This window comes from Geobacillus sp. WSUCF-018B (genome assembly GCF_002809985.1).
GTDB classification, from domain to species: domain Bacteria; phylum Bacillota; class Bacilli; order Bacillales; family Anoxybacillaceae; genus Geobacillus; species Geobacillus thermophilus.
In genome coordinates, this window is sequence record NZ_PIJF01000008.1 from 52,241 (window position 1) to 67,982 (window position 15,742).

Genomic DNA, 15,742 nt, shown 5'->3' on the forward strand with positions numbered 1-15,742 from the left:
GACTCTTGATGGAGGAAATCGAAGGGGTGTTGATCGATCTTGACGGGACGATATGGAGAGGAAATGAACTAATTCCCCATGCGAATGAGGCGGTTGCCTACCTCCGTTCTCTTGGAAAACGAATCGTGTTCGTCAGTAACCGGGGCAATTGGTCGCGGCGCATGTGCTATGAACAGCTTGAACGGTTTGGAATTGCGGCGGGGGAGGAAGACATCATTTTATCCTCAACGGTAACAGCCCAATTTTTGCGCCAACACTATCCGCTGTGTCAAGTTTGGACGCTGGGGGATGAGGGGTTGCGCGAAGAGTTGCGCCTCCACCACGTTCGATTGGCAGCCGTGCCAGAGGAAGCGGACTTTCTCGTTATCACGTTGCATGAGACTATGACCTATCGAGAGCTGGATTTGGCCTTTCGCGCGGTTTGGCATGGAGCGCGCATCATAGCGACCAATATCGATAAAACGTTTCCGAGTGAACATGGGAATGCCATTGATGTAGCGGGGATGGTCGGGGCGATTGAAGCGGCGACAGCCCGAACAGTGGAAATCGTGTTAGGCAAGCCTTCTTGCTTTATGGCGGAAGCGGCCTTGTGCCAGCTGCAAGTGCCGCCTCACCGTTGTCTCATCATTGGTGACAGTGTGGAGTCAGATCTTCGCATGGGGCGGATGCACGGGATGAAGACTGCTCTTGTGTTGACCGGTAATACAAAGCGGAGTCAGCTTGACGCATTGCGGGCCAAGGAACGGCCCGATTATGTGTTGGACTCGATTGGTGACATCATCCGCTTAGGGAAGGAGATCATGCAGTGAATCAAACATTGGACGGCATCGTTTCATTAGCCAAGCAATGTCAGTGCGGGCATCGTCATTATGATATTCCGATTGAACAAATTGTCGTGAGCCATGAGGCGTTCAAACGGCTGGCAGCTTATTTGCAGTACAAGCGATATAAGAAAGTGGCTGTGGTGGCCGACGCGCGGACGTTTGCGGCGGCGGGACAATCATTGTGTGATGAGCTGGAAAATGAATCGATTCGCTGCAAGGTATGCTTCGTGCAACCGGATGAAAATGGGGATGTCATCGCCGATGAGCGTGCCATCGTGCAAGTGCTGCTGGAAACGCCGGACGATGTCGATGCGTTCATTGCCGTAGGGGCGGGAACGATTCACGACATTACCCGTTTTGGCAGTTATAAAATGAAAGTTCCGTTTATTTCGGTTCCTACTGCTCCATCGGTGGACGGATTTACGTCAATGGGAGCTCCGCTCATCATTCGTGGGGGGAAACAAACGATCCAAGCGCAGGCGCCGATCGCCGTATTTGCCCATACGAATGTGTTGTCCCAAGCTCCAAAAGAGATGATCGCCGCTGGATTTGGCGATATGGTGGCGAAGTATACGTCATTGGTCGACTGGCAGTTTGCCCACTGGATGGCCGATGAGCCCTATTGTCCATTTGTTCACCAGCTTACTGAACAATCTCTCAAAGCATGTGTCGACCATATTGATGACATTGCCGATGGCGGTGAACAAGGGATTCGTGTATTAATGAATGCGTTGCTGCAGTCGGGCATTGCGATGTTGCTCATGGGGCAATCGTACTCGGCATCGGGGGCGGAACACCATCTATCCCACTACTGGGAAATGGAGTTTTTGCGCCAAAACAAGCAGCAAGTGCTGCACGGGGCGAAAGTTGGTGCAGCGACTCCGATGATCATTGAACACTATCAACGCGTCTTTTGGCCGTTATGGAACAAACTAGAAGAACGACCGAAATCAATAGACGAAACTGCAAGGAAACGACTCAAAGCCAATGCGGCTTCTATTCAGAAACTGCTTGAATCCTTGCCCTCTCCAGGGCGCGTTCGAACTATGTTAGAGAAAGTAGGAGGGGCCGCTCTCCCGGAACAACTCGGCATCGATCTTCCGTTGGTTGAACGGAGTCTGCGGGAGGCTCATCGATTGCGTCCGAACCGCTTTACGATTCTCTACTTTTTAAATGAATGGGTTTTAGGAACATGATAGGGGGAATCAAAGTGGAAAAAGCTACAATAAGGGCAAATGTCAAGGATCGGTTTTGGAAACGATATATCGATGTCGTCCGGAACGAAGTCGTTCCTTACCAGTGGGAAGCGCTTAATGACCGCATCCTAGGCGCTGAACCAAGCCATGCAATCGAAAATTTCCGCATCGCCGCTGGCGAATCAGATGGAGAATTTTATGGGATGGTCTTTCAAGACAGCGATGTAGCGAAATGGCTCGAAGCGGTGGCGTATTTACTCGAGGAAAAGCGCGACTCGGAATTGGAAGCACTCGCGGATGACGTGATTGAGCTGCTTGGCCGCGCCCAGCAGCCGGACGGCTATCTCAACACGTATTATACGGTCAAGGAACCCGGTAAACGTTGGACCAACCTGCGGGACAATCATGAACTGTATTGCGCCGGCCATTTGATCGAAGCGGCAGTTGCTTATTTCCAGGCTACAGGCAAACGGCGCTTTTTAGACATTATGTGCAAATATGCCGACTATATCGGTACGGTATTCGGCCGCGGGGAAGGCCAAATTCCTGGATACGACGGACATCAGGAAATTGAGTTGGCGCTGTTGAAATTGTATGAGGCGACTGGAAACGAGAACTATTTAAAACTGAGCCAATATTTTATTGATCAGCGCGGGCAGCAACCTCATTACTTTGATCAGGAAAAAGAAGCAAGGGGGGAAACGGGGCCATTTTGGTATGACGGCGGGTATCGTTACCATCAGGCGCACATTCCGGTCAGGGAACAAAAACAAGCTGTTGGGCATGCGGTGCGGGCGCTCTATATGTACACCGCGATGGCCGGTCTGGCGGCGAAAACGGGAGACGAATCGTTGAAACAAGCATGCCAAACGTTATGGGAAAACGTGACGAAACGGCAAATGTATATCACGGGCGGCGTCGGCTCGAGCGCTTTTGGAGAATCGTTTACGTTTGATTTTGATTTGCCGAATGATACGGTCTATGCCGAGACGTGCGCGTCAATTGCGTTAGTGTTTTGGGCCCGCCGCATGCTGGAACTGGAGATGGACGGGAAATACGCGGATGTGATGGAACGGGCGCTATACAACGGAACGATCAGCGGCATGGATTTGGACGGCAAGAGGTTCTTTTACGTCAACCCGCTCGAAGTGTGGCCGAAGGCATGCGAACGCCATGACAAACGCCATGTGAAACCGGTGCGGCAAAAATGGTTCAGCTGCGCGTGCTGCCCGCCGAACTTGGCCCGTCTCATCGCGTCGATTGGCCATTATATTTATTCGCAAACATCAGATGCGTTGTTCGTCCACCTTTATGTCGGCAGCAACATTCAAACGGAAATAGGCGGTCGGTCAGTCGAGATCGTGCAAGAGACGAATTATCCTTGGGATGGAACGGTTCGATTGACGGTTTCGGCGGAATCAGCTCAGGAATTTACACTTGGATTGCGCATTCCTGGATGGTGCCGGGGAGCGGAGGTAACGATCAATGGGGAAAACGTAGACATTGCGCCGCTGACCAAAAAAGGGTACGCTTATATCCGTCGAGTGTGGCGGCAAGGGGATGAAATGGTCCTTCACTTCTCGATGCCGGTCGAGCGGATTAAGGCGCATCCCCAAGTGCGCGTCAATGCCGGCAAAGTTGCGTTGCAGCGCGGGCCGATTGTGTATTGTTTGGAAGAAGTCGATAACGGACCGAATTTGGCAAATTTGTTCCTCCCGCGCGATGCCAGGCTTGAAGCGCATTTTGAACCCGGGTTGCTCGAAGGGGTGGTTGTGATCACCGGCATCGCCGAGCGGATCGATGAATCGGCATGGAACGATGAGTTGTATCGGCCGATTGAACCCCGAACCTATCAAGTTCCGTTCCGTGCGATTCCTTATTATGCCTGGTGCAACCGTGGGGAAGGGGAGATGACGGTGTGGGTGAATGAGAAATAGACCTATCGATGTTGCTGGTCACCACATAGAATGCTGTGGAAATCAAGACGAATATGAAGTTGAATGAGCTGGTCGGATGGTTGATGAACCGGACACGACCAGCTTTTTGTTTCGACAATCTTTGTTTGTGTTCTATACAAATTATGTAGAAGCCACTATACTAGTAATTAAAGAGATTTGTCTTTCATATACTCTTTTCCGTTAGGAAGGGACATCGCCATGCTTAGCTACCTAAAAAAATGGAACACGTTGCGAAATCAGATATTGGTCGTATTCCTATTTGTCATGGTGATTGTGCTGTCTCTCGTCAGCATGATCACGCTCAAGCAAGTGTCCCTGTTGATTCGGAAGAACGCTGAAAACCAAATCAAGCAGACAGCTATTGAAGCGAGCGGTCGGATTGATTCATTGTTTGAACAGTTGAATACAGCGACAAAGTTTGTGATGACCAATCAAGAAGTCCAGCGATTATTCGAACGAATCCATGGGGGAGAGAAAGTGACGTTTCCAGAATTGCAAAGGTTAAAAAGTGTGGTTAATAATATCCAAGCCAACTCTGAGGGCATTTACTCTGTCGAGCTTTATACAGAAGATTTAAAGCAAGTGTTTCCCCTAGACAGTTCTATGAAGATGTTTCAACGTCTCAACGTGAAATGGATTTATGAAGCGGATCGCGCGAAAGGCAGACTTGTATGGATCGGAGAAGATCCGCGAAACCCGCAATTTTATTTAGCGATACGGCGCATTACGTTGATGGAGCGTCATTTTGCCAACGGGGGATACTTGCTTGTGCGAATTTACAAGCCGTATTTCGCGATTACTGAGGTGAACACGGGGCAATACGTATTGGTTTCCGATCCGGAAGGAAAGGTTATTTTTTCAAATAATTCCAGCTTAACTGATGTATCTTCATTAAATCAACGGTCAGCAACGGTAATAAATCAAACCGAATACATGGTAACAAAGCAGTCTTCCAACAAAGGGTTCACCGTTTTCATATTAACGCCTGTCAGTGCCCTGACCAAGGGAGTGAACAGCATTCGGTTTGGGATCATTTTCGCTGGCATTATCGGGATGCTTGTTTACTTTTTATGTTCGCTGCTTCTCTCGACCATCATTACACGGCCGATTGTTCAATTAACGAAAACGATGCGGCTGGCGAATGAGCGGTTATTAACAGTTGATCCGAAGATGGTTACGGTCAATGAGATCAGGGAGCTGAATAGCACCTATAACCAATTGGTGAGAGAAACGAATCATTTGATCAAAATGGTGTATCAAAAAGAGATTGTTCGCAGCCAAAGTGAATTGAAAGCGCTTCAAGCGCAAATCAACCCCCATTTCTTGTACAACACATTGGAGTCGCTGCGATGGTCATTAGAAGAAAAGGGAGAAGAAGAGTTGGCAGATGTCGTTGTGTCCATGTCAGAGCTGTTTCGCTACACCATCAGCCGAAATGTGAACGATGATTGGGTTACATTGAAAGAGGAATTTCGCCATATCGAAAATTATATGGACATTATCAAATTTCGGTTTGGCGATCGCATCAAGTGGCATTTGTCGCTGCCTGAGGAATGGGAAAATGTCAAAATCCCAAAACTGTTGATTCAACCGTTAGTCGAAAACGCGGTCGTGCATGGTTCGGAAAACCGGTCAGCCCCTTGTACCATTATCGTGGCTGTCAAGCCAGTTTCGGATCGTCATCTGGAGATCATGGTGGAAGATGATGGAATTGGAATGGATGAAGAAAGGCTCGAGGCGGTGAAACAGGCTATGCATACAGGAGAAGCGAAAGGAAAAGGAATGGCATTGTATAATGTGAAAAAACGTCTCCAACTTTATTATAAGAAAGAAACGAGCGATGGCATAACGATTGACAGCCATAAAAACAAAGGTACAAAAGTCACGATTCGAATTCCCGTTAACGGAGGTGAAAAATGATGCATGAGAAGACCATTTTAGTTGTGGATGATGAGCCGAGGGCGAGAGAAGGGATGAAGCGGTTGTTGGAAAAATGGGCCTCCGGCAAACACCGAATCATAACGGCTGCCAATGGCCAAGAAGCGCTTGACATTTTGCGGCAAGAGCGAGTGCACGTGTTATTGACAGATATTCGGATGCCGGAAATTACCGGGCTTGATGTGTTAGAGAAAATGAGAGAAAAAGACGATTCTCCGGCAGTGATCCTCATTTCTGCTTACCCTGATTTCGATTATGCGCAAAAAGCCATCAGTCTTGGGGTATTACACTATTTGTTGAAGCCGGTGAAAAAAAGCGAATTATTCGAAGCGGTAGAAAAAGCGATCCACGTTTCCGAGCAAAAGGAAAGGGAACGAGTGATGAAACAATTGATTGACGATAAACTCATCGATGCCCTTGACCGTCACCCCCAAACTCGTGAACCGATTCGCGAGGCCATCCAGTTTATTGATCGGCATCTAAAAGATGATATATCACTAAAAGAAGTGGCGGAGCACGTCCATTTGAATCCAAGCTATTTTAGCACGCTGTTTAAAGAACAAATGAAACTCACATTCAGCGAATATCTCACAAGAAGAAGAATGCAGCGAGCTAAAGAACTGTTGATGACGACTGATATGGCTGTATCAGAGATTGCGGAAGAGTGCGGTTACAAAACAGCGAAATATTTTATTCATTTGTTTAAGGAAATGGAGGGAAAGACTCCGAGCAGCTATCGAAAAAGTCAAAAAGAAAAGTAATCTAAAAATACTGGTACTTTTCCTAATGGTTGTTGCCTTTTTCCCCCTTCATGATGATGGTAGACTGTATTTGCAAGCAAAGAATAGAGAAGGGGGTAAAGTTTATGAAAAAGAAAGCGTTCACATGGTTGGTTTTGCTAATGTTGATGGCGGGGATTGTGCTGTCTGGTTGTTCTTCTTCGTCGAGCGATTCTACGAGCGAGGGGAAATCCGGAGACGGGAAAATTCATTTGAAGTTTATGCACGACTGGCCAAAAGGCAGTTCAACCGCTTACTACAATCTTGTAGAGGAGATTATTAAAGACTATGAAGCGAAGCATCCGAATGTTCAGATTGATGTAGAGGTATTAAATCCGGATCAATATCGGGATAAATTAAAAGTGTTGGCCGCTTCGAATGAATTGCCTGACGTAGGGTTGACGTGGTCGAACGGTTTTGCCGAACCATACGCCACTGGAGGACAATTTGCGCCGCTAAATGATATTATCGAAAAAGAATTTAAAGACCAGTTTGTACCTGGAACGGTAGAAGCGTATACCTTTAACGGCAAATCGTATGCGCTTCCAATGGAGATGAACATCACGTATATTTTCTACAACAAAGAGATTTTCAAAAAATATGGTCTTCAGGAACCGAAAACCTTTGAAGATTTGAAAAACATTGGGAAAACGTTGATCAAGCATGGGGTGATTCCAGCAACGGTTGGTTCGAAAGATGGATGGCCGGCATCGATGTGGTTTATGTACCTCGCTGACCGAATTGGCGGCCCAACGATTTTGACGGATGTTATTCAAGGGAAAGTCAAAATGTCCGACCCGGCCATTGTAAAAGCAGCTGAGGAAGTTCAAAATCTTGTTGATATGGGATTCTTTGTTAGAGGCAATACGGCGTTTTCAAACGACGATGCAAAAGGTTATTTCCTGAATGAAAAGGCGGCAATGTTCTTAACAGCAACGTGGGAATTGCCGAACTTTACAACAAGTCCAGATGTTCCGCAAGAATTTAAAGAAAAAGTTGGTTATTTTAAATTCCCGGTTTACGAAGGTGGAAAAGGAACCGATATAAACAGCTATGTTGGTGGACCTGGGTTAGGTGCATTCGTTGCAGAAAACTCAAAACATAAAGAACAAGCGAAAGATTTTGCGGCTTATCTCGTAAAAGAGTGGGGAAAACGTTCTGTTGAAGGCGCGGGCATTCTTCCGGCTATGAAAGTTGATACAGAAGGACTGGACGTACCACAAATGTATCTTGATGTCCTGAATGATATTAACAATGCAACAAACATTACGACTTGGTTTGACACCCAAGCAAGCCCGAATGTTTCTGAGCTGCACCATGACTTAATGACGGCCCTGTTTGGCAAACAAATCACGCCAGAAGAATTTGCGAAACAACATGATGACGCGTTGGCGGAGGAAGCCAACAAATAAGAATTTTGGGGGCATCTGGAACAACACATGCCCCCTTATTTGTAAAGAAGGAGTTATCAGCGATGAAAAACGTTATGTCCAATAAAACAGCCATCATTCTTTATGTCCTGCCGTCGCTTCTCCTTGTCTTGTTTTTAATTTATATCCCGATTGCGCTGACGGGATATTATGGATTGATGGATTGGAGCGGGGTAGGCCAGATGAAGTTCATCGGCTTGGAGAATTATAAAAAGCTTATTCATGACAAGCTGTTTTGGGAGAGCACCTGGCACTCCGTCTTGTTGGCGTTGTTTTCCGTTCTCAGTTTGATCGGCTATTTAATCGTTTCTTTAATATTAGCGAGCAAAATTAAGGGAGGGAATTTGTTTAGAAAAATTTACATTATTCCCATGCTTATGTCGTCTGTCGCCATCGCTCAACTTTGGATTAAGATTTTTGATCCGATGAATGGGCTGATTAACAGTTTATTGTCTATGTTTGGGATAAAAGAGACTCCACTTTGGTTGGCGGATCCGGATATGGCGTTATATTCGGTTTTCATCCCGATCGTTTGGCAGTATGCGGGATTTTACATCATCATTCTGTATGCGGCTTTGATCAATGTACCTCAAGAATTGATTGAAGCTGCAAGAATCGATGGTGCCAATGCCTTTCAAATTGCCTACAAAATTAAGGTGCCCCTTATTTCTGGGGTGTTAAAAGTATTGGTGATTCTAGCCGTTGTCGGGTCTTTGAAATATTTTGATTTGATTTACGTCATGACCGGAGGCGGTCCGGGGCATGCCACGGAAGTGATTGCTTCTTATATGTATAAAGAAGCGTTTGGGAAATTCAACTTCGGGTATGGAAGTGCCATTGGTTTTGGGTTGCTCATCCTTAGCATGGGAGCGACCTGGATGATTCAAAAAATGTTGAGAGTCAATCAAGAATAAAAGGAGAATTGACCATGAAAGAAAAGAAAACCTTAGATTCCAAGCTTCGTTCTCCTTTACGACGAATCGCAATGGGAATTCTTTACTTTATCTTGGTTGTTGTAGCGCTTCTTCAATTGTATCCGTTAGTATGGTTATTCTTATTGTCGTTGAAGACGAATCAGGAAGTGTTTGGGATGTCTCCATTCGCTTTGCCGAAATCTCCGCGATGGGAAAATTATATAAATGCTTGGTTTGATGGAGGGATCAACCAATACTTTTTCAATAGTGTCTGGTATACGATCGTCGCTGTTGTATTGACTTTGATTTTAGCCAGCTTCGTTACGTTTGCCTTGACCAGAATGGAGTGGAAATTCAAAGGTGTTGTATTGGCTTTGTTTATGATCGCTTACATGATCCCGCTTCATTCGACGCTCATTCCGTTGTTTAATATTTATAATAAAATGAACTTAATTGATAACCCCATCTCGATTATTCTTTCATATACGACCTTTAACTTGCCGATTACGATTATGATTTTGCTAGGATTTTATCAGTCGTTGCCGCGGGAAATCGAAGAAGCGGCGGTAATGGACGGGTGCTCTGTCCATCGCATTTTTTTCCGCATCACATTGCCGATGACAGCGCCTGTTCTTGCGACTACAGCCATTATTAACATGATTTACAATTGGAATGAGTTTGTGTTTGTCAACACGTTCATTAGTTCGGAAAAATGGAAAACGATCACAGTCGGAGTCAATAATTTTGTCGGCCAATATCTCACCGACTGGGGGGCGATCGGCGCGACTTTGGTGATCAGCATTTTGCCGATTTTGATTGTATACTTATTCTTGAGCGACCGAATTATTGAAGGACTGGTTGCCGGTTCGGTAAAAGGATGATGTCATATGTGATTGGGGTTAAGTTTGTTTGTGTTATATACAAACTAAATGAAATATAGTATGATGAAAATGATCAAATCGTTGCTTTTTCCATCGTTGGAGAGGGGGAGAGAGGTTGCGGATTAGGAAAGAAACATGGTCTCGTTTCAACGGAAAAGAAGTTCTTTTATTTACGTTGACAAACGACCGCGGCATGGAACTGTCGGCGACAAACTACGGATGCATCGTGACGGACCTCCGCGTTCCCGACCGGAACGGCAACATCGAAAATGTCGTGCTCGGGTTTGGACGATTTGAACCGTATGTTGAGAACGCCCCTTATTTCGGCGCCGTAATCGGCCGGGTGGCGGGGCGCATTCGCGGGGCGAGCTTCGAACTTGATGGAATCACATATCAACTGGCGAAAAACGAACACAACAACCACTTGCACGGCGGGCCGAACGGATTCCACCGCGTGCTGTGGCAGGCCGAGCCCGTTCAGCGCGACGATGCGGTCGGCGTCGTCTTTTCGTACACAAGCCCGGACGGGGAGGAAGGATACCCGGGAACAGTTCATGTTCAAGTGGAATATTGGCTGAACAATGACAACGAATGGATCGTCACACACCGAGCTCGTTCGGACAAAACGACGCTCGTCAATTTGACGAACCATACGTATTTTAACCTAAGCGGCAACGGCAAGCGCGATATATTGGACCACACGCTGACAATCCAAAGCTCGCGCGTGCTCGAATTGAATGAGGAGCTGATTCCGACGGGCCGCGTCTTGGATGTCACTGGCACGCCGTTTGATTTGCGGCAAGGAAAGACGATCCGGGAGGCGGTCGAATCGGGGCATCCGCAAATTGCACTCGTCGGCGGGGGTTATGACCATCCGTTTTGGCTCGATCGGCATCATGACAAAGAGATTGTGCTTTCCGACCCGGAGAGCGGGCGGGTGCTGACGGTGGAGACGGATGAGGTCGGCGTGGTGGTGTATACATCGAACCAGCTGCCGGAAGGGTTGGATCTAGGCGGCGTGTCGTCGCGGAAATATTTAGGCATCTGCCTGGAAACGCAAGGGCTGCCGGATGCGATCCATCATCCGCAGTTTCCGTCGATCGTATTGCCGGCTGGCCAAGAGCGAGCATCAACGACGGTCTATCGATTTGGCATCATTTGAATCAATGGAGGAAAGATAGAGGAATGATTGAACATGTAGAGACGCCGCACAAATTGGTCGCCCTGACGTTTGATGATGGACCGAATCCGGTTTATACATTGAACGTATTGGAGATATTGGAGAAAGTATCTGGAAAAGCGACCTTTTTTATGATCGGAAGCCAGATGGAGAAGCATCCGGAAGTTGTAAAGGCGGTCAAGGCGCAAGGGCATGAAATTGGCAATCATACGTATTCTCACGCTAACCTCACTTCTCTAACGGAAGATGAGGCTTTGAGAGAAATGGAGTGGACGGATGCCATCATTACCGAGATGACTGGAGCGAAGCCCACGATTTTCCGTCCTCCTTATCTTGACTACAATGCAACTGTTGTTTCGATGTGCAACCATTTCGGCTACCAAATGATTGGTGCGCTCAATACGGATGCCCGAGACTGGGAACAACCAGGAGTTGATTATATTGTTCGGAAGAGTCGCCCCCATATAAAAAACGGGAGCATCTTGCTCTTTCATGACGGATTTGGAGATCGTTCGCAGACGATCGAGGCTGTCAATATACTCGTATCCGAATTGTATTCGCAAGGTTACAAAATGGTCACGGTCAGCGAATTGTTGGAGCTGCAAGCTGAAAGCAGATGAAAAAGCCGTTCTTTTGTAGCACTGGTGCTCTCATGATCGACCGCTTGCATAGTAGGAAAAAGGGGAGAGTGAGTTATTCATGCCAACCAATGTATTTTTCAACGCCCATCACTCGCCGGTTGGGGCGTTTGCCAGCTTTACGCTAGGGTTTCCGGGAAAAAGCGGAGGACTGGACTTGGAACTTGCCCGACCACCGCGGCAAAATGTCTTTATTGGTGTTGAGTCGCCGCATGAGCCGGGGCTGTATCATATCCTTCCATTCGCGGAAACAGCAGGCGAGGATGAAAGCAAACGATATGACATTGAAAATCCTGATCCGAATCCGCAAAAACCAAACATTCTCATCCCGTTTGCGAAAGAGGAGATCAAGCGCGAATTCTGTGTGGCAACGGATACATGGAAAGCTGGGGATTTAACGTTTACGATTTATTCGCCGGTAAAGGCGGTGCCTGATCCCGAAACAGCGGCCGAGGAAGAACTCAAGTTGGCGTTGGTCCCAGCTGTCATTGTCGAGATGACGATCGATAATACGAACGGAACAAGAACACGACGGGCGTTTTTCGGATTCGAAGGCACTGACCCGTATACCTCGATGCGGCGGATCGATGATACATGCCCGCAGCTGCGCGGGGTCGGTCAAGGGCGGATTTTGGGCATTGCATCCAAGGATGAGGGCGTTCGTTCAGCACTGCATTTTAGCATGGAGGATATCTTAACGGCGACTCTCGAAGAAAACTGGACGTTTGGGCTCGGGAAAGTCGGTGCATTAATTGCGGATGTGCCGGCGGGAGAAAAGAAAACGTATCAATTTGCTGTTTGCTTCTATCGTGGAGGTTGTGTGACGGCGGGAATGGATGCCTCTTATTTTTACACCCGTTTCTTCCGTAATATCGAAGAAGTCGGTCTTTATGCGTTAGAGCAGGCCGAGGTGTTAAAGGAGCAGGCGTTCCGTTCGAATGAACTCATTGAAAAAGAATGGCTCTCCGATGATCAAAAGTTTATGATGGCGCACGCGATCCGCAGCTACTATGGCAATACACAGCTGCTTGAGCATGAAGGAAAGCCGATTTGGGTCGTCAATGAAGGCGAGTACCGGATGATGAATACGTTTGATCTCACCGTCGACCAGCTCTTTTTTGAATTGAAAATGAATCCGTGGACGGTGAAAAATGTGCTTGACTTTTATGTCGAGCGCTACAGCTATGAGGATCGTGTCCGTTTCCCAGGAGATGAGACGGAATATCCCGGCGGCATCAGCTTCACTCATGATATGGGAGTCGCTAACACGTTCTCACGTCCGCATTACTCGTCATATGAGCTATACGGGATCAGCGGTTGCTTTTCACATATGACGCACGAACAGCTCGTCAACTGGGTGCTTTGCGCGGCGGTATACATCGAACAAACGAAAGACTGGGCATGGCGCGACCGGCGGCTTACGATCTTGGAACAATGTCTCGAAAGCATGGTGCGCCGCGATCATCCGGATCCAGAAAAGCGGAACGGCGTGATGGGGCTTGACAGCACCCGCACGATGGGTGGAGCGGAAATCACAACGTATGATAGTTTGGATGTTTCTCTTGGCCAGGCGCGCAACAATTTATATTTGGCAGGAAAATGTTGGGCTGCCTATGTGGCGCTCGAAAAGTTGTTCCGCGATGTCGGCAAAGAAGAACTGGCTGCATTGGCAAGGGAGCAGGCGGAAAAATGCGCCGCGACGATTGTCAGTCACGTGACGGAGGACGGGTATATCCCAGCCGTGATGGGAGAAGGAAATGACTCGAAAATCATTCCGGCTATTGAGGGGCTTGTGTTTCCTTACTTTACGAACTGCCATGAGGCGTTAAGAGAAGACGGACGTTTTGGAGACTATATTCGTGCACTGCGACAACATTTGCAATATGTGTTGCGGGAAGGAATTTGCCTATTCCCGGATGGGGGATGGAAAATTTCCTCGACAAGCAACAACTCGTGGTTGAGCAAAATTTACTTATGCCAGTTTATTGCCCGTCACATTTTAGGGTGGGAATGGGATGAACAAGGAAAACGAGCTGATGCGGCTCATGTTGCGTGGCTCACGCATCCGACGCTCTCCATTTGGAGTTGGAGCGACCAAATTATCGCTGGCGAAATCAGCGGCAGCAAATACTACCCGCGCGGCGTGACGAGCATTTTATGGTTGGAGGAGGGAAGGTAAAGTCGTCGAGAGCTATGGACTTTATATTCAGATGATTTCTTGATAGTTTTTTGAAGGAGAGGGTTTCCTCTCTTTTTTATTTTTAATTTTTAAAAGTTATTGAAAATTCATTTTGTTTTAGATATAATCAAATTAGTACTAGTATACTAGTATTATTAATATACTAAAGGCAGGTGGCGATGTTGGTGTGTTTCAAAGTGAAAAGGAGGTTTGGTCCTAAAAAAGATTTCTTTTGTATTAGGGAAAAAATTGAAAAAAGGAAGGGGGAGATTCCTTACATAGAAAAGTTCGTGGGCATTTTTATTCTCGATTCAGCATGGAAGTGAGCAATTAAGGTGCGCACATTTTTACAAAAAACATCCATGAGCAAGTTTTGCCCTCCACCCGTCATGAAAATGACTCATCAAGGCGCATGCATTTTCACGGAAAACAGGTCATCTCATTTAGGACATCCTCGATCAGTGAATTGACCGGGAATAGGTCCAGAATTGGTTGTACTTTTGTATTGGTATTATAGCGATTGTAGAGTATGAACTTTTTAAATACTCCCAAAAGGTTGGTGGAAAACGATGATTTCCGTTTAATTGGTGTTTTGAATCGCAAGGAAAGGACTGATGTCAACATGTTTGTCGCCTTGAGAAGAGTGTGTTTTAGGCCGATTTTTCATTAAATCACTAGTTCCCTAAGGGGAGGGGGAAAGGGAAATGATGAAACGGAGTATATTTGTTTTTCTTGTAATAATACTTATGGCTTTTACAACTGCATGTGGTAAGTCATCGGAAACCATTGGCGATAAAGACGAAAAGTCGTACACGTTAAAAATCCATATGGTGGTTAATGAACAAGATCCAGTTTACCTAGGGTATTCTGAGTTTAAAAAAGCTGTAGAAAAAAGAACAAACGGTAAGGTGAAAATTGAACTTTATCCAAACGGGGTTTTAGGAAGTGATGAGGATTTACTGCAACAGGCAATGCTTGGAGGGAATATAGCAGTTAATTCGGACGCAGGGCGTTTGGGAGTATGGGTTCCGGAGATCGGCATATTATTAGCTCCTTATTTAACAGATAGCGTAGATGAAATGCAAAAATTAGTTAAATCAGATTTAGTAAAGGGATGGTTGGATAAATTATCCAAAGAGAAGGGGCTAATGGTTTTGTCATTTAACTATTATACTGGGGCACGCAACTTTGTAACAAAAAAGGGGATTTCTACCCCTGAGGATCTTAAAGGATTGAAAATTAGGACACCAGGCTCCCCTGTTTGGCAAGAAACTATCAAGGCTCTCGGAGCAAGCCCAGTTTCGCTGCCTTGGACCGAAACTTATCCCGCTTTAGAACAAGGAGTTATTGATGGGGCTGAAGCACAAGACTCAGCGACTGATGGGGCTAAACTGTATGAAATTGCCAAATACCCTGAATCCGTGATGAATTGAAATCGACTTTGATTTTGTTGTAATTTTTATGGATTGATAATCCATAAAACCCTTTTTATGCTTATGACCTATATCATCTCTATTTCCGAAAATGGAACAAATCTCTTTTTTTAGGTATACAAACCAAAAAAATAGACAAAAAAGCCCAGGGAGTGACGTTGGACATCAGTACTCGAACATTCGTTCGTTATCTTGCCTCTCTCCATTTCTGATAGACGTTCAGAAGGGGCTCGCTATAGCCACTCCTTCGCGTCAGTTTCATCCAGATCTGTCGTGATCGACGGACGAGTCGCCCTGCCATCGTGATCACCGTCTGAATAATCGTCTTGATGCGACGGCGTTTCACTTTGTGGTGCAACGGATGTCTCGGATCGCTTAATAGATCTTGTCCA

Annotated in this window: 12 protein-coding genes and 1 pseudogene; 12 read left to right on the top strand and 1 reads right to left on the bottom strand. The window is 46.5% G+C overall.

Features of this window, described 5'->3' with window-relative positions; genetic code table 11:
* The first annotated feature begins 8 nt into the window (after positions 1–8).
* The 12 genes from CV944_RS04110 to dctP all read left to right on the top strand — a co-directional run bounded on the left by CV944_RS04110 (position 9) and on the right by dctP (position 15,350).
* Entirely contained in the window at positions 9–809 is an 801-nt protein-coding gene (locus CV944_RS04110) for an HAD-IIA family hydrolase (RefSeq protein ID WP_021321567.1), read from the top strand.
* Positions 806–2,020, top strand: a complete 1,215-nt coding sequence (locus CV944_RS04115) for a sn-glycerol-1-phosphate dehydrogenase (RefSeq protein ID WP_100663871.1) — start codon at positions 806–808, stop codon at positions 2,018–2,020. The genes CV944_RS04110 and CV944_RS04115 overlap by 4 nt, the downstream gene beginning before the upstream one ends.
* Positions 2,017–3,957, top strand: a complete 1,941-nt coding sequence (locus CV944_RS04120; protein WP_199170440.1) for a glycoside hydrolase family 127 protein — start codon at positions 2,017–2,019, stop codon at positions 3,955–3,957. Before CV944_RS04115 ends, CV944_RS04120 begins: the two co-directional genes overlap by 4 nt.
* A gap of 219 nt (positions 3,958–4,176) precedes the next feature.
* A complete protein-coding gene (locus tag CV944_RS04125; RefSeq protein ID WP_100663873.1) occupies positions 4,177–5,898 on the top strand; it encodes a sensor histidine kinase in 1,722 nt (573 codons plus the stop codon).
* On the top strand, positions 5,898–6,677 hold the full coding sequence (locus CV944_RS04130; protein ID WP_033008798.1) for a response regulator transcription factor: 780 nt from the start codon (positions 5,898–5,900) through the stop codon (positions 6,675–6,677). The genes CV944_RS04125 and CV944_RS04130 overlap by 1 nt, the downstream gene beginning before the upstream one ends.
* 104 nt (positions 6,678–6,781) lie before the next feature.
* Positions 6,782–8,107 (top strand): extracellular solute-binding protein, encoded by a 1,326-nt coding sequence (locus tag CV944_RS04135; RefSeq protein ID WP_100663874.1) that lies wholly within the window; start codon positions 6,782–6,784, stop codon positions 8,105–8,107.
* A gap of 62 nt (positions 8,108–8,169) precedes the next feature.
* Positions 8,170–9,039 carry a carbohydrate ABC transporter permease gene (locus CV944_RS04140; RefSeq protein ID WP_021321571.1) on the top strand — a complete coding sequence of 290 codons (870 nt, stop codon included), beginning with the start codon at positions 8,170–8,172 and terminating at the stop codon, positions 9,037–9,039.
* A gap of 14 nt (positions 9,040–9,053) precedes the next feature.
* Positions 9,054–9,920: a carbohydrate ABC transporter permease gene (locus tag CV944_RS04145; protein ID WP_021321572.1), complete on the top strand. Its 867-nt coding sequence runs from the start codon at positions 9,054–9,056 to the stop codon at positions 9,918–9,920.
* Positions 9,921–10,035: 115 nt separating this feature from the next.
* Complete coding sequence (locus tag CV944_RS04150; protein WP_100663875.1) at positions 10,036–11,082, top strand: aldose epimerase family protein; 1,047 nt, start codon at positions 10,036–10,038, stop codon at positions 11,080–11,082.
* A gap of 23 nt (positions 11,083–11,105) precedes the next feature.
* On the top strand, positions 11,106–11,720 hold the full coding sequence (locus tag CV944_RS04155) for a polysaccharide deacetylase family protein (RefSeq protein ID WP_023633605.1): 615 nt from the start codon (positions 11,106–11,108) through the stop codon (positions 11,718–11,720).
* 79 nt (positions 11,721–11,799) lie between these two features.
* Positions 11,800–13,917, top strand: a complete 2,118-nt coding sequence (locus CV944_RS04160) for a glycoside hydrolase family 52 protein (protein WP_100663876.1) — start codon at positions 11,800–11,802, stop codon at positions 13,915–13,917.
* A gap of 704 nt (positions 13,918–14,621) precedes the next feature.
* Positions 14,622–15,350 (top strand): TRAP transporter substrate-binding protein DctP, encoded by a 729-nt coding sequence (gene dctP / locus CV944_RS04165; protein WP_100663877.1) that lies wholly within the window; start codon positions 14,622–14,624, stop codon positions 15,348–15,350.
* 187 nt (positions 15,351–15,537) lie between these two features.
* Here dctP and CV944_RS04170 read toward each other — a convergent pair.
* Positions 15,538–15,742 (bottom strand): annotated as a pseudogene (locus CV944_RS04170) (IS1380 family transposase); the annotation flags it as partial.